Annotated in this window: 22 protein-coding genes; 9 read left to right on the top strand and 13 right to left on the bottom strand. The window is 70.8% G+C overall.

What is annotated here, in order from left to right; translation table 11 throughout:
* Positions 1 to 73 precede the first annotated feature (73 nt).
* From B0I32_RS07350 to B0I32_RS07335, 4 genes are read left to right on the top strand one after another with little or no spacing between them, the layout of a single operon-like run.
* Positions 74 to 946, top strand: a complete 873-nt coding sequence (locus B0I32_RS07350; RefSeq protein WP_106236174.1) for an SIS domain-containing protein — start codon at positions 74 to 76, stop codon at positions 944 to 946.
* Positions 943 to 2076, top strand: coding sequence for an N-acetylglucosamine-6-phosphate deacetylase (gene nagA / locus B0I32_RS07345; RefSeq protein ID WP_106236172.1), 1134 nt, complete (start codon positions 943 to 945; stop codon positions 2074 to 2076). The genes B0I32_RS07350 and nagA overlap by 4 nt, the downstream gene beginning before the upstream one ends.
* The gene (locus tag B0I32_RS07340) at positions 2076 to 3095 is read left to right on the top strand and encodes a 1-phosphofructokinase family hexose kinase (RefSeq protein ID WP_106236171.1); all 1020 of its coding nucleotides are present in this window, start codon (positions 2076 to 2078) and stop codon (positions 3093 to 3095) included. The genes nagA and B0I32_RS07340 overlap by 1 nt, the downstream gene beginning before the upstream one ends.
* 10 nt (positions 3096 to 3105) lie before the next feature.
* Positions 3106 to 3930, top strand: a complete 825-nt coding sequence (locus B0I32_RS07335) for a class II fructose-bisphosphate aldolase (protein ID WP_106236169.1) — start codon at positions 3106 to 3108, stop codon at positions 3928 to 3930.
* Positions 3931 to 4019: 89 nt separating this feature from the next.
* Here B0I32_RS07335 and B0I32_RS07330 read toward each other — a convergent pair whose 3' ends face one another.
* Positions 4020 to 4796: a phosphotransferase family protein gene (locus B0I32_RS07330; RefSeq protein ID WP_106236167.1), complete on the bottom strand. Its 777-nt coding sequence runs from the start codon at positions 4794 to 4796 to the stop codon at positions 4020 to 4022.
* Between the two features lie 87 nt (positions 4797 to 4883).
* Positions 4884 to 5456 (bottom strand): TetR/AcrR family transcriptional regulator, encoded by a 573-nt coding sequence (locus tag B0I32_RS07325; RefSeq protein ID WP_106236166.1) that lies wholly within the window; start codon positions 5454 to 5456, stop codon positions 4884 to 4886.
* 73 nt (positions 5457 to 5529) lie between these two features.
* On the opposite strand from B0I32_RS07325, the gene B0I32_RS07320 reads away from it, so the two are divergent.
* Complete coding sequence (locus tag B0I32_RS07320; RefSeq protein ID WP_106236164.1) at positions 5530 to 6111, top strand: dihydrofolate reductase family protein; 582 nt, start codon at positions 5530 to 5532, stop codon at positions 6109 to 6111.
* Positions 6112 to 6116: 5 nt separating this feature from the next.
* Here B0I32_RS07320 and B0I32_RS07315 read toward each other — a convergent pair whose 3' ends face one another.
* The 3 genes from B0I32_RS07315 to guaB form a co-directional block, all read right to left on the bottom strand.
* On the bottom strand, positions 6117 to 6371 hold the full coding sequence (locus B0I32_RS07315; RefSeq protein WP_106236162.1) for a hypothetical protein: 255 nt from the start codon (positions 6369 to 6371) through the stop codon (positions 6117 to 6119).
* Positions 6372 to 6510: 139 nt separating this feature from the next.
* A complete protein-coding gene (locus B0I32_RS07310; RefSeq protein ID WP_181307130.1) occupies positions 6511 to 7632 on the bottom strand; it encodes a GuaB3 family IMP dehydrogenase-related protein in 1122 nt (373 codons plus the stop codon).
* A gap of 3 nt (positions 7633 to 7635) precedes the next feature.
* Positions 7636 to 9117 (bottom strand): IMP dehydrogenase, encoded by a 1482-nt coding sequence (gene guaB, locus B0I32_RS07305; protein WP_106236160.1) that lies wholly within the window; start codon positions 9115 to 9117, stop codon positions 7636 to 7638.
* 562 nt (positions 9118 to 9679) lie between these two features.
* On the opposite strand from guaB, the gene B0I32_RS07300 reads away from it, so the two are divergent.
* Both B0I32_RS07300 and B0I32_RS07295 read left to right on the top strand, forming a co-directional pair.
* Complete coding sequence (locus tag B0I32_RS07300; RefSeq protein ID WP_245955658.1) at positions 9680 to 10675, top strand: helix-turn-helix transcriptional regulator; 996 nt, start codon at positions 9680 to 9682, stop codon at positions 10673 to 10675.
* A 39-nt stretch (positions 10676 to 10714) separates the two neighbouring features.
* Positions 10715 to 11092 carry a DUF5319 domain-containing protein gene (locus B0I32_RS07295; protein ID WP_080043188.1) on the top strand — a complete coding sequence of 126 codons (378 nt, stop codon included), beginning with the start codon at positions 10715 to 10717 and terminating at the stop codon, positions 11090 to 11092.
* Between the two features lie 109 nt (positions 11093 to 11201).
* On the opposite strand, the gene B0I32_RS07290 is transcribed toward B0I32_RS07295, so the two are convergent.
* From B0I32_RS07290 to groES, 4 genes are all read right to left on the bottom strand, one after another.
* Positions 11202 to 11837 carry a sigma-70 family RNA polymerase sigma factor gene (locus tag B0I32_RS07290; RefSeq protein ID WP_090930520.1) on the bottom strand — a complete coding sequence of 212 codons (636 nt, stop codon included), beginning with the start codon at positions 11835 to 11837 and terminating at the stop codon, positions 11202 to 11204.
* A gap of 641 nt (positions 11838 to 12478) precedes the next feature.
* A complete protein-coding gene (locus tag B0I32_RS07285; RefSeq protein WP_146178074.1) occupies positions 12479 to 13093 on the bottom strand; it encodes a DUF7711 family protein in 615 nt (204 codons plus the stop codon).
* A 238-nt stretch (positions 13094 to 13331) separates the two neighbouring features.
* Positions 13332 to 14951 (bottom strand): chaperonin GroEL, encoded by a 1620-nt coding sequence (groL, locus tag B0I32_RS07280; RefSeq protein ID WP_106236154.1) that lies wholly within the window; start codon positions 14949 to 14951, stop codon positions 13332 to 13334.
* Positions 14952 to 15022: 71 nt separating this feature from the next.
* Positions 15023 to 15334: a co-chaperone GroES gene (gene groES, locus B0I32_RS07275; protein ID WP_043623565.1), complete on the bottom strand. Its 312-nt coding sequence runs from the start codon at positions 15332 to 15334 to the stop codon at positions 15023 to 15025.
* A 338-nt stretch (positions 15335 to 15672) separates the two neighbouring features.
* Here groES and B0I32_RS07270 point away from each other — a divergent pair, with 338 nt between their 5' ends.
* A complete protein-coding gene (locus B0I32_RS07270; protein WP_181307222.1) occupies positions 15673 to 16860 on the top strand; it encodes a class I SAM-dependent methyltransferase in 1188 nt (395 codons plus the stop codon).
* Between the two features lie 194 nt (positions 16861 to 17054).
* Positions 17055 to 18896, top strand: coding sequence for a hypothetical protein (locus tag B0I32_RS07265; protein WP_106236151.1), 1842 nt, complete (start codon positions 17055 to 17057; stop codon positions 18894 to 18896).
* A 39-nt stretch (positions 18897 to 18935) separates the two neighbouring features.
* Here B0I32_RS07265 and tsaD read toward each other — a convergent pair whose 3' ends face one another.
* The 4 genes from tsaD to B0I32_RS07245 form a co-directional block, all read right to left on the bottom strand.
* On the bottom strand, positions 18936 to 19967 hold the full coding sequence (tsaD, locus tag B0I32_RS07260) for a tRNA (adenosine(37)-N6)-threonylcarbamoyltransferase complex transferase subunit TsaD (RefSeq protein ID WP_106236149.1): 1032 nt from the start codon (positions 19965 to 19967) through the stop codon (positions 18936 to 18938).
* The gene (gene rimI / locus B0I32_RS07255; RefSeq protein ID WP_106237009.1) at positions 19960 to 20391 is read right to left on the bottom strand and encodes a ribosomal protein S18-alanine N-acetyltransferase; all 432 of its coding nucleotides are present in this window, start codon (positions 20389 to 20391) and stop codon (positions 19960 to 19962) included. Before rimI ends, tsaD begins: the two co-directional genes overlap by 8 nt.
* An 11-nt stretch (positions 20392 to 20402) precedes the next feature.
* Positions 20403 to 21050, bottom strand: a complete 648-nt coding sequence (gene tsaB, locus B0I32_RS07250) for a tRNA (adenosine(37)-N6)-threonylcarbamoyltransferase complex dimerization subunit type 1 TsaB (protein WP_106236148.1) — start codon at positions 21048 to 21050, stop codon at positions 20403 to 20405.
* Positions 21051 to 21120: 70 nt separating this feature from the next.
* The gene (locus B0I32_RS07245; protein ID WP_181307128.1) at positions 21121 to 21660 is read right to left on the bottom strand and encodes a class F sortase; all 540 of its coding nucleotides are present in this window, start codon (positions 21658 to 21660) and stop codon (positions 21121 to 21123) included.

Raw genomic sequence — 21660 nt, 5'->3', positions numbered from 1 at the left:
GGCTATCAGTGTTCATTCTTGCTCTCTGCTGATATAAAAAGAGCAGAAACAATCAATTTTCCGGAGGTAATCGGTGACCAGCCACACCGAGGCCGAGATCGCGTCCCAGCCGTCGTGCTGGCGCCGCGCCGTCGCCGACGTCCCCGCCGGCGCGCTCCCGCGACGGGGTGAGCGGGTCGCCGTCGTCGGCTGCGGCACGTCGTGGTTCGTCGCGATGGCGTACGCGGTGCTGCGCGAGCGGGCCGGGCACGGCGAGACCGACGCCTTCGCCGCCTCCGAGTTCCCCGAGGGCCGCGGCTACGACCGCGTGCTGGCGCTGTCGCGCTCGGGCACCACGACCGAGGTCCTCGACCTGCTGGCGAAGACCTCCACCAGGTCCACGGCCATCACGGCCGACCCAGGCACGCCGATCATGTCGGCCGCCGACGAGGTCGTCGTGCTCGACTACGCCGACGAGCGCTCGGTCGTGCAGACCAGGTTCGCCACCACGCAGCTCGCCATGCTCCGCGCCGCCCTGGGCGAGGACCTCACGCAGGCCGTGGCCGACGCCGAGGAGGCCGTGGCCGCGCCGCTGCCCGCCGGGCTGGTCGAGGCCGAGCAGTTCAGCTTCCTCGGCACCGGCTGGTCGGTGGGGCTGGCCCAGGAGGCGGCGCTCAAGATGCGCGAGGCGTCCCGCTCGTGGACGGAGGCGTACCCGGCGATGGAATACCGGCACGGCCCGATCAGCATCGCCGCGCCCGGCCGCGTGACGTGGATGCTCGGCGCCGCCCCCGACGGGCTGCGGGAGCAGGTCGAGGCGACCGGCGCGACATTCGTGGAGAGCGCGCTCGACCCGATGGCCGAGCTGATCCGCGCCCAGCGGGTGGCCGTGGCGCGGGCCTTCGCCCGCGGGCTCGACCCCGACGAGCCCATGCACCTCACGCGATCTGTGATCCTTTCTCCATGAGCCTTACTCTTGCCGACGCCAGGATCGTGACCCCCGAGGGAGTGCACGAGGGGTGGCTGACCATAGAAGACGGCCGCATCACGCATGTCGGCCACGGATCCGCCCCGCGTGCCGGCCTCAGCGTGGGCGGCCGGCACGTCGTGCCCGGCTTCGTCGACCTGCACAACCACGGCGGCGCGGGCGGCTCTTTCCCCACCGGCGAGCAGGACAGGGCTCGTGACGCCGTGGCGCTGCACCGCCGCCACGGCACCACCACCACCGTGGGCAGCCTGGTCACCGACTCGATCGAGGGCCTGACCAGGGCGGCGGCCTCGCTGGCCGAGCTGTGCGAGGAGGGGTTGCTGGCCGGCCTCCACCTGGAGGGCCCGTACATCTCCAGGGCGCGCTGCGGGGCGCACGACCCCGCGCTGCTACGTGAGCCGTCGCCGCAGGAGCTGGCCGGGCTGATCAAGGCCGGGCGCGGCCACATCCGCATGCTCACCATCGCGCCCGAGCTGCCCGGCGCGCTCGACACGATCAGGATGGCCGTGGCCGAGGGCGTCATCGCCGCCATCGGCCACAGCGACGCCGACTACGAGCAGACGATCGTCGGCATCGAGGCCGGCGCGAGCGTGGCCACCCACCTCTACAACGCGATGCCGCCGCTCGGCCACCGCGCCCCCGGGCCCGTGGCGGCGCTGCTCGACGACGAGCGGGTGACGGTCGAGCTGGTCAACGACGGGGTGCACGTGCACGCGGCGATGCTGCGGCTGGCGTACGAGGTGGCCGGGCCCGGCAGGACCGTGCTGATCACGGACGCGATGTCGGCCACCGGCCTCGGCGACGGCGACTACGCCCTCGGCTCCATGCGAGTGCACGTGCGTGACGGCGTGGCGCGCCTGGCCGAGGGCGGCTCGATCGCCGGCTCCACGCTCACCATGGACGTCGCCTTCCGGCGCGCCGTCCAGGAGGTGGGCATGTCGCTGCCCGACGCGGTCCAGGTGGCCTCGCTCACGCCCGCGCGCGTGCTCGGCCTGGCCGGCCGGATCGGCTCGATCGCCGTCGGCAAGGCGGCCGACCTGGTGGTGCTGTCGGATTCCCTGGAGGTGGACGGCGTCATGAAGGACGGCGTCTGGATCACGGAGCCCTGATGATTCTCACGGTGACGCTCAACCTCGCGCTCGACGTGACCTACCAGGTGCCCGGCGTCGACTGGGACGGGGTCAACCGGGTCAGCGCCGTGCACCGGCGGGCGGGCGGCAAGGGGGTCAACGTGGCCAGGGTGCTGGCGGCGCTCGGCCACGACGTGCTGGTCACGGGCCTGGCGGGCGGCCCCACAGGGCGGGCCGTCGAGGCCGACCTGCGCGCGGCCGGCCTGCCCGCCGCACTCCACCCCATCGCCGGCGACTCCCGCACCACCCTGACCGTCTCCGACCTCCCCGTCTCGGGAACGACTCCGCCCGCCGAACCCACCGCTTCCGGCGATCCCCGGCCGGCGCCGACCGGCGAGCCCGGATCCGCCGGCGAGCCCGGATCCGACGGAGCTGCCGGTGAGGCGCGGACGGCGCTGTTCAACGAGCCCGGGCCCGAGGTGACGGCCGACGAGCTGGCCGGTTTCCTGCGGCACTTCGAGTCGCTGCTCGACGCCGCGGACGCGGTCGTCCTCTCGGGCAGCCTGCCGCGCGGCGTCCCGGCCGACACCTACGCGGCGCTGGCGGCGGTCGCGGCCGGTAAGGGCGTGCCCGCCATCGTGGACGCCGACGGCGACCCCCTGCGTCACGCCCCGAAGGGCCGGCCCGCCATCGTCAAGCCCAACGCGGAGGAACTGGCCAGGGCGGTGCCCGGCGGCAGTCCTGCCGAGGGCGCGCAGGCCCTGCGCGGGCAGGGCGCGCAGGCCGTGGTCGTGTCCATGGGCGCGGAGGGACTGCTGGCCGTGACCGGTGAGGGTACGTTCAGGGCACGGATGCCGTACACCGTGCGCGGCAACCCGACGGGAGCGGGCGACTCGCTGGTGGCGGGGCTGGCGCTGGGCCTGGTCGAGGCCGAGCCCTGGCCGGCCCGGCTCAGGCGCGCCGCCGCGCTCGGCGCGGCGGCCGTGGCCACGCCCGTGGCCGGAGACTTCGACCCCGACGTGTACGCCGACATCCACCCTCAGATCATCATCACGTAAGGAGCACTCCATGCCCCTCGCCAGCATCGGCGACATCGTCAGCCAGTCACCCGCTGGGGTGGGCGCGTTCAACGTGATCCAGCTGGAGCACGCCACCGCGATCGTCACCGGCGCCGAGGCCCTCGCGCTGCCGGTCGTGCTCCAGATCAGCGAGAACTGCGTGCGCTACCACGGCGCCCTGGAGCCGATCGCGCTCGCCTGCCTCGCCGTGGCCAGGCGCGCCGACGTCCCGGTGGCCGTGCACCTCGACCACGCCACCGACCGCGCGCTCGTCGAGGAGGCGGTCGGGCTGGGCCTGGGCTCGGTCATGTACGACGCCTCGGCCCTGCCCGACGAGGCGAACGTGACCGCCACGGCCGAGGTCGCGGCCTGGTGCCACGAGCGCGGCGTCTGGGTGGAGGCCGAGCTGGGAGAGGTCGGAGGCAAGGACGGCGTGCACGCCCCGGGTGCCAGGACCAAGCCGCACGAGGCGGTCGACTACGTGGCCAGGACCGGCGTGGACGCGCTGGCCGTGGCGGTCGGCACCTCCCACGCGATGACCACCAAGGACGCGGTGCTGGACCTGGAGCTCATCGCCGAGCTGCGGGCGGCCGTGCCGGTGCCGCTGGTGCTGCACGGCTCCTCGGGGGTGCCGGACGACGTGCTGCGCGAGGCCGTACGGCAGGGCATGAAGAAGATCAACATCGCGACCCACCTGAACAAGGCGTTCACCGGGGCCGTACGCGACTACCTGGCACACGACGAACGAGTCGTCGACTCCCGCAAATACCTCAAGGCAGGCCGGGACGCGGTGGCCCGCGAGGTCACCCACCTCCTGGGCGTCCTGACGGGCTGACCGGCCGCTCCGCCCAGGACCGCCGCGCCCTCCACCGGCCGCCCTTCACCGGCCGGCTCGGTGGCAGGGCCGGAGCCCGCGCGCCGGCGTCACGCCTCCAGAATCGCGAGTGCCCGTTCGACCTGCCGCTCGAAAGTCCCCGGCGGGTTGCGCGGGCTCTCGTGGGAGAGCAGGAAGAGCCAGGTGAGCGCGTGCACCCTGCGGCACTCCCGCAGCCGCCGCTCCTCCTGCGGGCTCAGCTCGAACCTGCGCGCGATCTCCACCTCCCCGTCCACCCACATCGACACATGCTCGGCCAGTTCGGCCAGCTCCCACGCCACGTCGCTGCGCCCGGAGTCCTCGAAGTCGACGACCCGCACCCGGACGCCGTCCCACAGGAAGTTCGCCAGGTTGCCGTCACCCGCCCCGAACGCGGGCCTGACCCCCGACTCTCCCGGCGACCAGCTCTCCAGCCACCGCAGCCCCTCCTTGACGGCCCGGTCGGCCGGCGGTTCCCGCGGCTGCCACGCCGCGCACCGCCGCAGGACCCAGTCGACCAGCGCCTCCCGCTGCCAGGGACGTACGGGCACGTCGCGCAGGACCCGCTCGGGCACCGCGGCGTGCAGCTCGGCGAGGGTCGCGGCCATGGCCGCGACGTGCACGTCCCTGGCCGGCAGCCCGCGCAGCGACGCGCCGCCGATCCTCGACATGATCACGACGCCGTCCTCGTACGCGATCGGCTCGGGCGCCAGGCCGGGAGCATGCTCGGCCAGCAGCGTCAGCGCCCGCCACTCACGCTCGGCGGCGCCGGGCTTGCCGTCCACGTAGCGCTTGCTGACGCGGTCGCCGTCGTAGACCAGCTCGTGCGTGTGCTGAAGATCGGCCATGGCCGCATGCTAGGACACCGGCCGTCGAAGATCGGCCAAGGCCGCACGCCAGGACACCGGCCGTCGAGGATCCGCCATGGCCGCACGCTAGGGCACCAGCCGTTCGACGGCGCTGGTCACGAGCCTGCCGATCTCCTCCTCGCCGAACACGTCGGGCAGCGTGAGCCGTTCGAGCACCAGCCAGTTCATCGCCAGGTAGAGCAGCACCACGGTGTCGGCGTCGCCCGGCAGCCCCGAGTCGAGGTGGTGGCGGACGTTGGCGTCGACGTCGGCCCGGATGTGCCCGGTCAGCACGGCGCGCAGCTCGGGCCGCCTGGTGGCCTCCAGCCGCAGCTCCAGCAGGGCCAGGTAGCCGGACCTGAACGACGAGACGCGATCCACCACCTCCTGGATCAGCACGGCGACCCGGTCGCGGTCGCGCGGCCCGCTGAGACTGTCGGCCACCGTCGCCGGGTCGGGCTGCAGCCGCTCGTAGATCCGGCCGCCCGCCTGGGTGAGCAGGTCGTCGCGGCTGGCGAAGTAGTTGGAGGCGGTGCCGGTGGGCACCTCCGCCTGCGCGTCCACCGCCCTGAACGTCAGCCCGCGGGCGCCCTCCCTGGCCAGCACCTCGATCGCGGCGTCGATCAGCGCCGCCCGCCGGGCCACATTCTGCCTGACCACCTTGACACCACTCCATCTGTAGTACTACGGTCAAACCACTTCAGCCATAGTACTTCAGATGGAGTTCATTCGTATGCGAAAGCTCGTCTACTACATCGCCACCTCGATCGACGGCTACATCGCCGGACCGAACGGCGAGTACGACTTCTACCCCGTGGCCGACGACATGGCGGCCTACCTCAACAGCGAATACCCCGAGACCATCCCCACCCACATCCGCGCCCACGTCGGCCTCGACGTCCCGAACAAGACCTTCGACACGGTCGTCATGGGCCGCGGCTCCTACGAGCCAGGACTGGCCGCCGGCGTCACCAGCCCGTACGCGCACCTGCGCCAGTACGTCGTCTCCAGCACCATCAAGAGCATCGACGACCCGGCCGTGAAGCTCGTCCCCGGCGACCCGCTCGGTCTCGTCCGCCGGCTCAAGCAGGAGGACGGCCTGAACATCTACCTGTGCGGCGGCGGCAACCTGGCCGCCCAGCTCCTGCCCGAGATCGACGAGCTGATCGTCAAGTGCTACCCGGTCGTGGCGGGGGCGGGCATCCCGGCCTTCCACGGCGGATTCGCCCCGGCCACGTTCACCCTGACCGGCACCCGTACGTTCGGCAACGGCACCGTCCTGATGACCTACCGCCGCCCCGAGACGGCCGGGTGAGGCCCCTAGCCGCCGGCCTTGAGCCGGCGCGCCATGGACTCCACGGCGTTCTTGGCGACGACCAGCGAGGCGCCGGTCGACTCGCGGTAGGTCTTGATGGCCCTGATCAGCTTGCCGTCACGCAACTCCTGGTAGAACCGCGGCGGCAGCTCAGGGCCGCCGCCCGGGGCCTCGCCGGTGTCGGGGTCGATGCCGACATGACGCTGAAGGTACGCGACCTGCTGCTCCAGCCGGGCGAGCCTCTCTTCAAGGGATTCCATGGCAGGAACCCTACTCAACACACGAATACGGGCCACCCCTCACCAGGAGGAGCGGCCCGAAGATCGGCTGGGAGGACCCGCCGGGGCGGGTTCCGACCGGGAGGACCCGCTGGGGGCCCGCCCGGAAGATCGGCCGGAGTCAGCGCTGGATGGGTGCGACCACGACCTCGACCCGCTGGAACTCCTTGATGTCGGAGTAGCCGGTGGACGCCATGGTCCGCTTGAGCGCGCCCATGAGGTTCATCGACCCGTCCGCGACGCTGGAGGGCCCGTGCAGGATCTGCTCCAGCGTCCCCACCGTCCCGAAGCCGACCCGGCGCCCGCGCGGCAGGTCGGGGTGGTGCGCCTCGGACCCCCAGTGGAACCCGTGACCGGGCGCCTCGGCGGCGCGGGCCAGCGGCGAGCCGACCATGACGGCGTCCGCGCCGCAGGCGATGGCCTTGGCGATGTCACCGGAGGTGCCCATGCCGCCGTCGGCGATGACGTGCACGTAGCGGCCGCCGGACTCGTCCATGTAGTCGCGCCGGGCCGCCGCGACGTCGGAGATCGCCGTGGCCATCGGCACCGCCACGCCCAGCACGGTGCGCGTCGTGTGCGAGGCGCCCCCGCCGAAGCCCACCAGCACGCCGGCCGCGCCGGTGCGCATGAGGTGGAGCGCGGCGGTGTAGGTGGCGCAGCCGCCGACGATGACCGGCACGTCGAGCTCGTAGATGAACTGCTTGAGGTTGAGCGGCTCGGCCCGCCCCGACACGTGCTCGGCCGAGACCGTCGTGCCGCGGATGACGAAGAGGTCGACGCCGGCGTCGATCACGGTCTTGTGGTATTGGACCGTACGCTGCGGTGACAGGCGCACGGCGGTGGTCACGCCGGAGGCGCGGATCTCCTCGATCCTGCGGCCGATCAGCTCTTCCTGGATCGGCGCCGCGTAGATCTCCTGCAACCGCTTGGTCGCCGCCGCCTGGTCGAGGGCGGAGCACTCCTCCAGCAGCGGCAGCGGGTCCTCGTAGCGCGTCCAGAGTCCTTCGAGGTCGAGCGGGGCCAGGCCGCCGAGCCGGCCGATCTCGATGGCGGTCGCCGGGGACACCACGCTGTCCATGGGAGCGACGAGCACGGGCAGCTCGAACCGGTAGGCGTCGATCTGCCAGGCGATCGAGACCTCCTCCGGGTCGCGGGTGCGCCGCGAGGGCACCAGGCCGATCTCGTCAAGCGAGTACGCCCGGCGCCCGGTCTTCCCCCGGCCGATCTCCACCTGCTGAGTCATGACTTACCTTCTGTGATAGTTCGGAGCTTCCACGGTCATCTGGATGTCGTGGGGGTGGCTCTCCTTGAGTCCCGCCGCCGTGATCGGCATGAGCTCGCAGTCGGTGTGCATCTGCGGGATCGTCCGGCAGCCCGCGTACCACATGCCCTGGCGCAGCCCGCCGACGAGCTGGTGGGCGACGGCCGCGACCGGCCCGCGGTAGGGGACCTGACCCTCGATGCCCTCGGGGATGTACTTGTCCTCGCCGCCGACGTCCGCCTGGGCGTAGCGGTCCTTGCTGAAGGAGGTGCCGCCGCGCTCGCGGTTGCGTACGGCGCCTAGCGAGCCCATGCCCCGGTACGACTTGAACTGCTTGCCGTTGATGAAGATCAGCTCGCCGGGCGACTCCTCGCAGCCGGCCAGCAGCGAGCCCAGCATGACCGTGTCGGCCCCGGCGGCGATGGCCTTGACGATGTCGCCGGAGTATTGCAGGCCGCCGTCGCCGATCACCGGCACCCCGGCGGGCGCGCACGCCTTGGACGCCTCGTGGATGGCCGTGACCTGCGGCGCGCCGACCCCGGCGACCACGCGGGTGGTGCAGATGGAGCCCGGGCCCACGCCCACCTTGACCGCGTCGGCGCCCGCGTCGACCAGCATCTGCGCGCCCGCCCTGGTCGCGATGTTGCCGCCGATGACCTGCACCTTGCTGTTGGCCTTGACCTTGGCGATCATGTCGGCCAGCCCCTTGGAGTGACCGTGGGCCACGTCGACGACCACCACGTCGACCCCGGCCTCGATGAGCGCCTTGGCGCGCACCTCGGCGTCGCCGCCCACGCCCACGGCCGCGCCGACGATGAGCCGGCCGTCGGCGTCCTTGGTGGACAGCGGGTACTGCTCGCTCTTGGTGAAGTCCTTGACCGTGATCAGGCCGCGCAGCCTGCCCTCGCCGTCGACGAGCGGCAGCTTCTCGATCTTGTTCTGCCTGAGCAGCGCGAACGCGTCGTCACGCGACACCCCGACCGGCGCGGTGACCAGCGGCATCTTGGTCATGACCTCGCGCACGGGCCGCGACTGGTCGGTCTCGAAGCGCATGTCGCGGTTGGTGACGATGCCGACCAGCGTGCCGGCCACGTCGGTCACGGGCACCCCGGAGATCCGGTACGTGGCGCACAGCCGCTCGACGTCGGCCAGCGTGTCGTCGGGGCTGCACGTCACCGGGTTGGTGACCATGCCGGCCTCGGACCGCTTGACCAGGTCGGCCTGCTGGGCCTGCTCCTCGACCGACAGGTTGCGGTGCAGGATGCCGATGCCGCCCTGCCTGGCCATGGCGACGGCCATGCGGGCCTCGGTGACGGTGTCCATCGCGGCGGAGATCAGCGGGATGGACAGCGTGATGTCCCTGGACAGCCGGGACCGGGTGTCGGCCTCTCCCGGCTGCAGGTCGGAATAACCCGGCACCAGCAGCACGTCGTCGAAGGTCAAACCTGTCTCGGTGAACTTGGACATGCTGCGGCCCCTCCTGCCGTTGCGCTGATTGAGCCAAGTCTAGGGCCTGCCTCCAAAACACCCCGCACGGCCTCACCGCTCACCACAGGAGCCGTCGCTGGGCGCCCATGCGGACGGGCGTGCCGCCATGGAGCACCGGCGCGGCCCCCAGCACCCGGACCCCGTACCCGGGCGTGGATAACGATGATGCCGGGAGCACAACGGGCCCCCACGGTCCGTCGTACTCCCGGCATCATCGAAGTGCCGGGGGATGGGACGGTCGGTGATCCGTCCCATCCCCCGGCCACCGGCATCCGGGTGCGGCAGCGCAACGCAACCACCGAACCCCCCTCCGCGTCCTGATGGCCGGCGCTGCCGCGCCCTACCTGGATGCCGACGCTAGGTAAAGAATGCGTTACTCACCGGCACATTGCAATGTGCAAACGTGCAATTGCACGAAGTTGCACCAGGCGTCTGACGAGTCGGCGCAACACGCGGACACAGGCGTAATACGGAGTTATCCTCGCGGCACGCCCGTGACCCCCCACCGGAGCCGCAGAAAATGCGCAACGAGCCCCGAACCGTGTCCGATCCCTTCGAGACGCTGGGCCTCGACCAGGCTCAGACCGCGCTGTACTCGGCGGTGCTGCGGCTGCACAAAGCCAGCCGTACCGACCTCGCCCAGGCCATGGACGGCCCGGTCGAGAAGGTCGGCCGCCAGCTCGACGACCTCGTGAAACTGGGGGTGATCGACGAGCAGTCCGGCCAGTACCTGGCCCGCCATCCCGCGGCCGCGCTCGGCAGGGTGATCGCCGAGCGTCTCGACCGGCTGGCCGAGGAGAGTCGCATGATCGACTCGGCGCTCGGGTCCATTCGCAGCCTGATCCGCGACTACGACGCCGGACGCGACTACCGTAGCGGCCATTTCACGGTGGAGATGGCCAGCGGCGCGGACGTCCTGTACGAGAGCGTGGTGGGCATCGCCGTGCAGTCCCATTCGCCGCCGATGAAATTACTGACCGCCGTTCCCGACGATCGCACTATGACCGACTTTGCGCGGAAATTTGCGGATCCATGGATTGACGCGCAAAAACGAAACCTTCTCACGGTTCGCGCGATCATTCCGGTCTCCAGCCTCGTGCTTCCCGGCGTACGCGACCAGCTGACCGAGCTGACCGAGACGGGCGGCCAGGTACGCACGCTCGACCGGCTGCCGAGCTGGTTCATGACGGCCGGCACCGAGGTCGCGGGCCTGCCCGCGCTCTGGGGCGGCAACCTGCCCGACCACGCCTACAACTTCTACCTGGTCCGCACGTCCGTCGTGGTCGGCATGCTCAGCTCGCTCTTCGACGAGCTGTGGGCCCGCGCGCTGCCCCTCCCCTGGAGCGGCCGGAGCGACGCCATGGTCCAGGTGCTGCGGCTGGCCGCCCAGGGCATGTGCGACGACTCGATCGCCCGGCAGCTCGGCGTGTCGGTACGCACCGTACGCGCCAGATTCGCCGAGGCCATGACCGAGTTGGGCGCTCAATCCCGCTTCCACGCAGGTGTGGAGGCCGCCAGACGCGGATGGCTGAGGTAAAGCCCACCGCTGGGGCCGCTTCGGTCATATGGTGGGAAGGTGCTGGAAGACGTCCCCCGCGATCCGTTCGCGGACGATCCGAACGACCCTTCCTCAGCGATGGGCGCACTCGACGACGCCGAGCCACTGACGGCGGCCGAACGCGACGAGGCCATCACCGACCTCGCCGACGTCGAGGTCTTCCGCTCCCTGCTCGAACCGCAGGGGGTTCTGGGGCTCGTACTCGACTGCCCGGAATGCGGCGAGCAGCACTTCTTCGACTGGGAGCTGCTGCGCGGCAACCTGAAGCAGATGATCGAGAAAGGCCAGCCGCAGGTGCACGAGCCGGCCTTCCACCCTGACCCCGCCGACTACGTCAGCTGGGACTACGCCAGAGGCTACGTCGACGGCGTCATCGACACGGAGGAGCGCCGCTGACCGACGTCTTCGAGCAGCGCGGCCAGCAACCGCGCCGCTGGATCGCCTGATTCAGGCGACTGTCCACGACCGAGCGCGTCGAGCAGCGCGTCGGTCTCGTCCTCAGGCGTCAAGCCGACTCCAGCTCGGCCATCTGCCTCAACCTGGCCAGCGCCCGATGCTGGGCGACGCGGACCGCACCCGGTGACATACCGAGTACATTACCGGTCTCCTCGGCCGACAACCCCGACACCACCCGCAGCAGCAGCAACTCGCGCTGATTGTCGGGAAGCCTGGCCAGTAACCGCCGGGCGTGCTCCACCTCGATGTAGCGGACCACCGTCTCCTCAGGCCCCGGCCCGTCGTCGGGCCCGTCGGGCAGATCCTGGGTCGGCACCGCGGAGCGCACCGAGCTCCGTAGCGCGTCGGCCACCTTGTGCGAGGCGATCCCGAACACGAACGACGCGAAAGGCCGCCCCATGTCGCGGTATCGCGGCAGCGCGGACAACACCGCGATGCACACCTCCTGGGCTACGTCATCGGCAATGTGATATTGCCCTGAAACCCTGCCCAGCCTGGCGCGGCAATAGCGCACCACCATCGGACGCAACTCACCGAGCAGAGATTCGATCGCACTGCGATCCCCCTGCACGGCGAGGCTCGTCAGTTCCCTAAGGTCGGAGTCATCCGTCCGTGCCGGAAGTCTCGACGCGAGCCTTACCCCAATTTTGGCGTCGGCGACGCTTCCCTCGCTCACGATAGGCATGATGCCCGCACTGATCCTGCCTGTCGTCATAGCGAACGGCTACGGATTGGTCACATTGAAGCGACGATAACTGTCAGTAATCGCACGACCACACTAAGCCTTAATGCTGACATAATATTTCACCTGATAACCCGGAATGCACGACATTTGTCACGCCACAGACGCTTATCGCCCATGCTCGGTTTACTCCAACTTTCCACCTTTTCCCCCAATTACCCCCAACCCAGCCCTCCACCCCCCGAAACTCCCCCTTGCGAACCCAGCCCCCCGACCCACCCACGCCGGCAAACATCGGACCCTTCCCACCCCCCACGACACCCGGCCCCCAATCCAGCCCCACCCGCTACGGCTCACGCCTCCGACTCCAGAACCGCGAAGGTACGGCCTCGCGCCCCGAGGTTTGGGGCACCCAGTCGGGGGTGCATGGACTGCCGGGCTGACCGGCCGGACTGAGCTGAGCAGATGGGCTGGGCCCGGGCTGCGCTGCCTGACCGGGCCGGGCTGGGCCGGACGGCCGGGCTTGGTTGGGCTGTCGGACTGGGCTGCTGCTGTGGCAGGCCGCCGCTCGGTCATCGCCCGCACCACGCTCACTCGGGTTGCGACCGGGCCGCTCGCGGTGTGGTGACGTCCTGGTGACGTTCTCAGCCTTCGTCGGGCCCGGCGCGCTTGTCACGCTCGTCGAGGAGTTCGAGGTAGCCTCGCACCGCCTCCCACAGGTGGTGCTCCGGGTAGCGGCTCAGTCCCCGGTGTGCGCGGCGCCATCGCCGGTCCCAGTACGCCGCGTGGACCGATCTCAGGTGGTCCAGGGTCGTCTTCAGCTCGGCTTCCACCTCGGCCGGCGGCCTGCGGGGGGCGGTCGTCTGCCGGCGGGCCGACGAGAACCGGCGCTCAGCCAGCGCCTCCAGCACCTCGGTCTCGATCCCGGCCAGCGACCAGAACCGGACGGGCTCGTGAATGCGATGGTTGGCCACCGGATCCCGGTGGGAGCGCCACCAGTACGCGATCCCGCCCTTGTCCAGGTGCAGGAAGTCCACCAGCCAGGCGGTGCCGGGTGGGTGGGAGCCCCACGACACGTCCTCGGACGGCAGATTCAGCACGAAGACGACCTCGATCGCCTCGATCGGGTCGGTCCCCTCCAGCAGGTCACCGAAGACGTACGCCTCCCGCAGGAACGGCTCGTCCGCCGGCACGCGCCGGGTCTGCTCGCAGGCCTCCGCGAGCATCCGCAACCGCTCCACAGCCCGCCGATACTGCATCCGCGCCACCCTCCCCACGTCGAGTCAGCGCCCAGCGTACGACCTGCTCACACGCCACCGAGATGTCGAGGAACGCCTCACGCCCGCATGTCGCCCGGCGCTCCAGAAACGCACCACAGCCCGCACGCACCCAGCACTTCGCTGACGCCTCCCGGCCCGCACGGCCCCCACACTCCAAAAACGCGTCACGGCCCGCACCCCCGGTGGGGACGGGCCGTGAAACGGGTCGGGCGTGGGGTCAGTGGCCGTGGCCGTGACCGTGGCCCTGGCCGGCGGCCGGGGCCTCCTCCTCGGGCTTGTCCACCACGAGCGCCTCGGTGGTGAGCAGCATGCCCGCGATCGACGCCGCGTTCTGCACGGCCGAACGCGTGACCTTGACCGGGTCGATGACGCCCTGGTCGAGCAGGTTGCCGTATTCGCCGGTGGCGGCGTTGAAGCCCTCGCCGGCCTTCAGCTCGGCCACCTTGTGCGTCACCACGTAACCCTCGAGACCGGCGTTCTCGGCGATCCAGCGGGCGGGCTCCACCAGGGCGCGGCGCACGACGCCGACACCGGTGGCCTCGTCGCCCGTCAGGCCGAGGTCGTCGAGGTCCTTGGAGACGTGGATGAGCGCGGAGCCACCGCCGGAGACGATGCCCTCCTCGATCGCGGCGCGCGTCGCGGAGATCGCGTCCTCGAGGCGGTGCTTCTTCTCCTTCAGCTCCACCTCGGTGGCGGCGCCGACACGCAGCACGCACACACCGCCGGCGAGCTTGGCCAGGCGCTCCTGCAGCTTCTCGCGGTCCCAGTCGGAGTCGGACTGCTCGATGGCAATCTTGATCTCCTTGACGCGGTCCTCGATGGCCTGCGCGTCGCCGGCGCCGTCGACGATGGTCGTGGCGTCCTTGGTGACGACGACGCGGCGGGCCGTGCCGAGCACCTCGAGACCGACGTGCTCCAGCTTGAGGCCGACCTCCTCGCTGACGACCTGGCCGCCGGTGAGGATGGCCATGTCCTGCAGCATCGCCTTGCGGCGGTCACCGAAGCCCGGGGCCTTGACGGCCACGGAGGTGAAGGTGCCGCGGATCTTGTTGGTGACCAGGACGGCCAGGGCCTCGCCCTCGACGTCCTCGGCGACCACGAGCAGCGGCTTCTTGGTCTGGGCGATCTGCTCCAGCAGCGGCAGGAAGTCCGCGATGGAGGCGATCTTGCCCTGGGTGAGCAGGATGTAGGCGTCCTCGAGGACGGCTTCCATCCGCTCGGGGTCGGTCACCATGTAGGCCGACAGGTAGCCCTTGTCGAACTGCATGCCCTCGGTGAACTCGAGCTCCATGCCCATGGCGTTGGACTCTTCGACGGTGAGGACACCGTCCTTGCCCACCTTGTCGAACGCCTCGGCGATCAGCTCGCCGATCTTGGCGTCCTGGGCGGAGATCGTCGCGACGTTGGCGATCTCCTTCTTGTCACCGACCTCACGGGCGCTGGCGAGCAGCTTGTCGCTGATCTCCTTGGCGGCCTTGTCGATGCCGCGCTTGAGCGACAGCGGCGAGGCGCCGGCGGCCACGTTGCGCAGGCCCTCGCGGACCATGGCCTGGGCCAGGACGGTCGCGGTGGTGGTGCCGTCGCCCGCGATGTCGTTGGTCTTGGTGGCCACTTCCTTGGCGAGCTGGGCGCCGAGGTTTTCGTAGCGCTCTTCCAGCTCGATCTCACGAGCGATGGTCACACCGTCGTTCGTGATCGTCGGCGCACCGAACTTCTTGTCGATGACGACGTTGCGGCCACGCGGGCCGAGGGTTACCTTCACGGCGTCCGCGAGGGCGTTCACACCGCGCTCGAGCGCGCGGCGGGCATCCTCGTTGAACTCCAGGATCTTCGCCATAACTGAAAGTCCTCTCCTAGCGTCGAAAGCCCCGGCCGCCCTCAAGAGCGCCCGGGGCTCGACACATCCGGCTACTTCTCGATGATCGCGAGAACATCGCGGGCGGAGAGCACGAGGTACTCCTCGCCGCCGTACTTGACCTCGGTGCCGCCGTACTTGCTGTAGAGGACGATGTCGCCCTCGGAGACGTCGAGCGGAATCCGCTTGTCGCCGTCCTCGTCCCAGTTGCCCGGGCCCACCGCGAGGACCTTGCCCTCCTGCGGCTTCTCCTTGGCGGTGTCAGGGATGACCAGGCCGGAAGCGGTGGTCTGCTCGGCCTCAAGCGGCTGAACCACAATGCGGTCGCCGAGCGGCTTAACGGGAACCTTGGTGGCGGTCGTCACGATCGGACCTCCCCTTCAGATTTGAATGATCAGAAGAGGCGACCAGCTGGGCCTGCCGTCGCGGGTGTCAGACCTGCCTCGTCGCACGTTGGCACTCTCAAGGGGAGAGTGCCAACACGAAACATATGCAAGAGGGGCTTGACAGTCAACACGAACGCGTCTGCTCTGAGCGATCAGGCGTCAAAGCCTGGCCTTCGTCAAGTCTTCCACGTGGACGAATACCCCCATCCCGCCCATGCCATCCGTCCGCTGTCCTGCTGCCCATGCCGCATGGGCAGCGGGACGGGCAGCGGCTCGCGGGACGATCCGGGTACGCCGTGGCGCTAACGTCGGACGACGTGGACCTCGACGCCTTCACCGAGTTGCTGACCCCGCGCGGCCAGGAGGCGTTGGCGCGGGCCGGGGAGCTCGCCGGCGCCGACCCGGTCGCCGCCGCGACCGCGCTGCGCAGGACGTACGACGCCGCCCTCACCTCCGCCGCGCTCACCCAGGCGGGGCTCAGGGAACGGGCGAAGGCCAAGTTCGGCCGGGACGCGACCGTGATGTATTTCACCCCCCATGGCCTGGAGCAGTCCACCAGGACGGAGGTCGCCGAGCACCGCGCACACCGACTCATGAAGATGATCGAACCGCCGGCCGCGCCCGCGGTGGCGGACGCCTGCTGCGGCATCGGCGGCGACCTGCTCGCGCTGGCCCGCGCCGGCTGCGCCGTGACCGCCGTCGACACCGACCCGCTGACCGCCGCCGTGGCCGCGGCCAACGCCCGCGCGCTCGGCGTGGCCGACCGGGTGACGGTGCGCGTGGGCGACGCGGCGGAGATCAGTCCGGAGGAGTACGACGTGCTGTTCGCCGACCCGGCAAGGCGGACCGGCAGGGGCAGGACGTTCGATCCCATGGCCTACTCCCCGCCCTGGCCCGTGGTGCTCGACCTGATCTCGCGCGCCCGCCTGGCCTGCGTCAAGGTCGCGCCCGGCATCCCGTACGAGTTCATCCCCGAGGGCGCGCAGGCGGAGTGGGTGTCGTACAAGGGCGAGGTCAAGGAGGCCACGATCTGGACCGGCCAGGGCGGCGGCCGGCGCGCCACGCTGCTGCCCGGCGGCCACGCCCTGACCGCCCACGGCAGCGAAGCCACCGCCGCGCCGGTGGGCCCGGCCGGCCGGTACGTCTACGAACCCGACGGCGCCGCCGTCCGCGCCCACCTCGTCGCCGAGGTGGCCGAGATGGTCGGCGGCAGGCTACTCGACCCGCTGATCGCCTACATCACCGCGGACGATCCGGTGGACACCCCATGGGCCACCAGATACGAAATAGAGGACATTCTTCCGTTCTCTCTGAAAAAACTCCGCGCGCTACTGCGTGAGCGACAAATCGGCAATGTCACCATCAAAAAACGGGGCTCAGCCGTCGACATCGAACGCCTCCGCGCCGACCTACGCCTCAAAGGCGACAACTCGGCCGTCGTCATCTTGACCCGCATTCTCGACAAACCATCGGTTCTTCTCTGCAAACCCCTCTCACCTGCCTGAACCCCCAATCTCAGTCATCCGCGCGTTAACGGCGATCTTTCACTTCGGCCCTGACGGACCTTGATCGAAGGGCTAAGGTTGGCGGGCGGGAGTTCTCCCCCCTTAATGCGGTCACCCGCGTTCTCGCTCTTTCAGTTGAACCGGACCAACCCCACCGCTGCGCGGCAGACCGTCGGCGAGCGAAGGAGCTTTCGGTGGACCATTCCAACCACACCACCCTGCTTCAGACGGGCGCGCATGACGCCGTACCCAAGAGAATGCGCGACCTGCTCGCGCGGGCCGCCCAGGACCACGTCTACGAGCAGCGCACCCAGGGCGCCGTGCTCGACGAGATCCGCCAGCGGCTCGAAGGCATGGAGTGGCTGCTGCGCGAGGTGCGCGAGCGCGAGCTGGGCGGGCTCAGCGGCACGCTGGAGTCGGTGAGCGGGCGGCTGGAGGAGATCTCCGCCAAGCCGCCGATGTGGGCGGAGGGCCTGGCACAGCACGTCGAGGCCGTACGCGACCACGTGGACGCCGTGGGCGCCAAGGTGGGCGACGTCGACGCGAAGGTCGGCGACGTGGACGCCCGGGTGGCCCCCGTCGCCGAGTTGCCGAGCCTGTGGGCCGACCTCGGCACCGTGGGCGAGAGCGTGGACGAGGCGCTCAACCGGCTGCAGACGGTGCTCGACAGCACCGACGGCATCACCAAGGGCATGTCCGAGTTCTCCGCCAGGCTGGCCACGCTCAACTCCAGCATGGAGGCCGCGGCCAGCCGCTTCACCCGGCTCGACAAGTCGATGTCCGATCTGACCACCCGTACCGACCGGGTCGAGGTCGCGATGAGCGACCTGTCGGAAAACGTCACCGAGCAGCTGCAGAGCACCACCGACCAGTTGACCGGCCGGGTCGAGGCGAGCGAGCAGCGCGTCACCGCCCGGCTCGACGAGGCGGACCAGCGGCTCACGACCCGGCTCGACCAGACCGACCAGCGCCTCGCGGTCCGGCTCGACGAGACCGACCAGCGCCTGGCCACCGCGCTCCTGGAGGCCGACGAGCGCCTCGTCAGCCGGCTCAAGGAGGCCGACGAGCAGCTCACCGGCCGTCTGACCAGCGTCGAGCAGCGCCTGACCACCAGGCTCGACGAGACCGACCAGCACCTCGCCGTGCAGCTCGGCGAGAGCGAGCAGCGCCTGACGGCCCGCCTCAGCGGCGTGGACGCCCGGCTCGACCGGGCCGAGGGCAGACTGCAGGGGCTCGACTCCCGGCTCACCGGGTTCGACAGCCGGCTGGAGTCCGCGGACGAGGGTCTGGCCGACATCGACACCAGGCTCGACGGCCTCGACGGCCGGATCGGCGGGGTCGACCAGCGGCTGCTGTCCATGGACGGGCGGCTCGGCGCGGTGGACAAGCGCCTGGGCACCCTGGACGGCCACCTGGGCCGCCACGACGACCGCTTCGACGCGCTCGACGTACGCGTGGACGCCCGCTTCGCCTCGCTCGACGAGCGCATGGCCACCACCGACCAGCACGTCAGCGAGACCGCCACCCGCAACGAGGGCCGCTTCAACAAGCTGGACAACCAGATCGACGCCATCGACGAGCGGCTCGGCGAGGCGGAAGAGCACATGAGCAGCCGGTTCGACGCCGTGGACGGCCACTTCGGCGGGCTCGACACCCGCTTCAACGGCCTCGACACCCACCTCAACGGCCTGGCCACCCGCGCCGAGCAGGCCGGCGCGCACCTGGAGTCGGTCGACGACCGGATCGAGGCCGTCAACGAGCGCATGACCCAGCTCCCGGCCACCCTGGCCATCCCCGAGCAGGTCGGCGAGCTGATCCAGACCCACTCGGGCGAGCAGGCCGAGCGTCTCACCGCCGCCACCGAGGCGCTCACCGAGCTCGTACGGTCCCGCCCCGACCACGACGAGCTGGCCGGCACGGTCTCCGGCATCGTCAACCCCGCGACGGACGACCTGACCAAGCGCCTGGGCGCCCTGGAGGAGACCATGCTGGCCCTGGCCGAAGCCCTCCTGCGCCCGACCCGCCCCAAGGAGTGAGCGACAGGCCGCCCTCGCCACGCGGGCGGGGGCGGCCGGTCAGACGTGCACGGTCGTGATCGGCAGCGACGAGTCGGCCGGGATCGCCAGCGTCGACGGCGTCACCCCGGCCGCGACCAGGTCGGAGCCGAGCGCGGCGACCATGGCCCCGTTGTCGGTGCACAGCCCGGGACGAGGCACCCGCAGCCGTACGCCGGCCGCCTCGCACCGCTCCTGGGCCAGCGCGCGCAGCCGCGAGTTGGCCGCCACCCCGCCCCCGATCAGCAGGTCGTGCACGTCGTATTTCCGGCACGCCTGCAGCGCCTTGCGGGTCAGCACGTCGACCACGGCCTCCTGGAAGGAGGCGGCCACGTCGGGCACGTGCACGGACTGCCCGGACGCCTCGCGGGCCTCGACCCACCGGGCGACGGCCGTCTTGAGCCCGGAGAAGGAGAAGTCGAGCGTGCCGTCGTCGATCTTGCCGCGCGGGAACGCGATGGCCGCCCCCGACCCGTCGCGCGCGGCCCTGTCGATGTACGGGCCGCCGGGGAAGGGCAGCCCCAGCACCCGAGCGACCTTGTCGAACGCCTCGCCGGCCGCGTCGTCCACGGTGGAGCCGAGCGAGATCACGTCGCCGGCTACGTCGGGCACGAGCAGCAGCGAGGAGTGCCCGCCGGAGACCAGCATGGCGATGCACGGCTTGGGCAGCGGCCCGTGCTCCAGCTGGTCGACCGCGACGTGGGCGGCCAGGTGGTTGACGCCGTAGAGGGGCACGCCGAGGCCGAGCGCGTAGGACTTGGCCGCGGCCACGCCGACCAGCAGCGCTCCGGCGAGGCCGGGACCGGCCGTCACGGCGATGGCGTCGATGTCGGCGAACGTGAGCCCGGCCTCGGCCAGCGCGGCCTCCACGGTGGGCGTCATGGCCTCCAGGTGGGCGCGCGAGGCGACCTCGGGCACCACGCCGCCGAACCTGGCGTGCTCGTCCATGCTGGAGGCGATCGTGTTGGCCAGCAGCGTGTGACCTCTGACGATGCCGATGCCGGTCTCGTCGCAGGACGTTTCGATGCCCAGGACCAGGGGTGCGTCAGTCACCAAGCTTCCTTCTCATCATGATCGCGTCGGTGCCGTCGTCGTAGTAGCGGCGGCGGGTGCCGATCCCCTCGAACCCGAAATGCCGGTAGACCGCCTGCGCGTGGGGATTGTCGGCGCGTACTTCCAGGAAGATCTCGCGCGCGCCGCGGCGGGTCGCCTCGGCCAGCAGCTCGGTCAGCATCGCGCTGCCGAGGCCGGTGCCCTGGTGCTTCTCCAGCACGGCGATGGTCTGCACGTCGGCCTGGTCGGCCGCGGCGGCCAGGCCCGCGTAGGCCACGATCTCGTCGTCCACGGTGACCACCACGTAGTGGCGGGTGCGCGGCATGTCGGCCAGCTCGCCGCGCATCATGCCCTCGCTCCAGGCGTCGAGCGGGAACGTGGCGCGCTCGATCGCCATGACGGCCGGGAGGTCGGCCTCGGTCATCGGCCTGAGGTTCACGCCGTCACCTTCTTGGGCGCGCCCGGCACCACGGCGTCGGGCCTGCGCAGGTAGATCGGTCGCGGGGGGTCGAGCGGCACGCCCTCGCCGAGCCGGAGCGCCGCCAGCGCGGCCAGGGCGCCCGCGTAGGGGTAGGGCGGCGCGTCGCCGCCGTCGCCCAGCAGGTCGGGGTAGAGCCCGGCGCCCGCGCCGACGACCGGCAGGCCCTGGACGGGCACGTCGGCGGGCCGGTCGACGAAGGGGCCCTCGGCGCGGGTGCGGCAGTCGGTGTAACGCGCCCAGAACACCTCTTTGCGCCGCGCGTCGGTGGCCACGAGGAAGGGCTCGCCGAGCCCTGAGGCGTAGGCGACGGCGTCGAGCGTGCAGATCCCGTACGCGGGCACGCCCAGCGTGGTCGACAGGCCCTGGGCGGTCATCAGCCCGACCCGGAGCCCGGTGTAGGGGCCGGGGCCGCTGCCGGCCACGACGGCGCTCACCTCGCGCAGCCGCACGCCCGCCTCGCTGAGCACGGACTCGATGGTGGGCACGAGCAACTCGCCGTGGCGCCGGGCGTCGATCGTGGTCGACTCGGCGAGCACGCCCTCCCCGTCGTGGAGCGCGGCGGTGACGGCGGGGGTTGCGGTATCAAAGGCCAGGACCAGCACGACTGTTTAGCCTACCCGCCGCGCGGGTCACGCCTGGCCGGTACGCCGTTTCACGCCTGAACGCGGCCGCTCAGGCCTGGGAGGCGTACACGATGATGTTGTCGACGTATTCGCCCGACGCGTAGTCGAACTTGCCGCCGCAGGTGACCAGCTTGAGCCCGTCCTCCAGGTAGACCCGTTCGGTGGGGAAGCTGTCCTTGTGCACCTGCTCGATCGAGTCCACCTTGAACGACACGACCTTGCCGTCGCTGCGTTCGACCTTGACGGTCTGGCCCTTGCGTAACTGCCTGAGCTTGTAGAAGACGGCGGGGGCGGTCTTCGTGTCGACGTGGCCGATGATCACCGAGGGGCCCTTCTCGCCGGGCACCGCGCTGCCGGTGTACCAGCCGGCCAGCTTCGGCTTCTCGTACGGCGGCAGCTCGACCTCGCCGTTCTTCTGCAGGCCGAGCTTCATCAGGTCGGCCTCGACCTCGATCGAGGGGATGTCGATGCTCTTGGGCACGACCGCGGCGGCGGGCTTGGTCGTGCCGGTCTCCATGTTCTTGCCGAACGCGACCAGCACCAGGCCCGTGACGGCGCCCGCGAGCACCACCCGTCCTGTCCGGGCCAT

Source organism: Nonomuraea fuscirosea (genome assembly GCF_003001935.1).
Taxonomy (GTDB): domain Bacteria; phylum Actinomycetota; class Actinomycetes; order Streptosporangiales; family Streptosporangiaceae; genus Nonomuraea; species Nonomuraea fuscirosea.
This window is presented reverse-complemented; position numbering and strand designations above follow the sequence as displayed.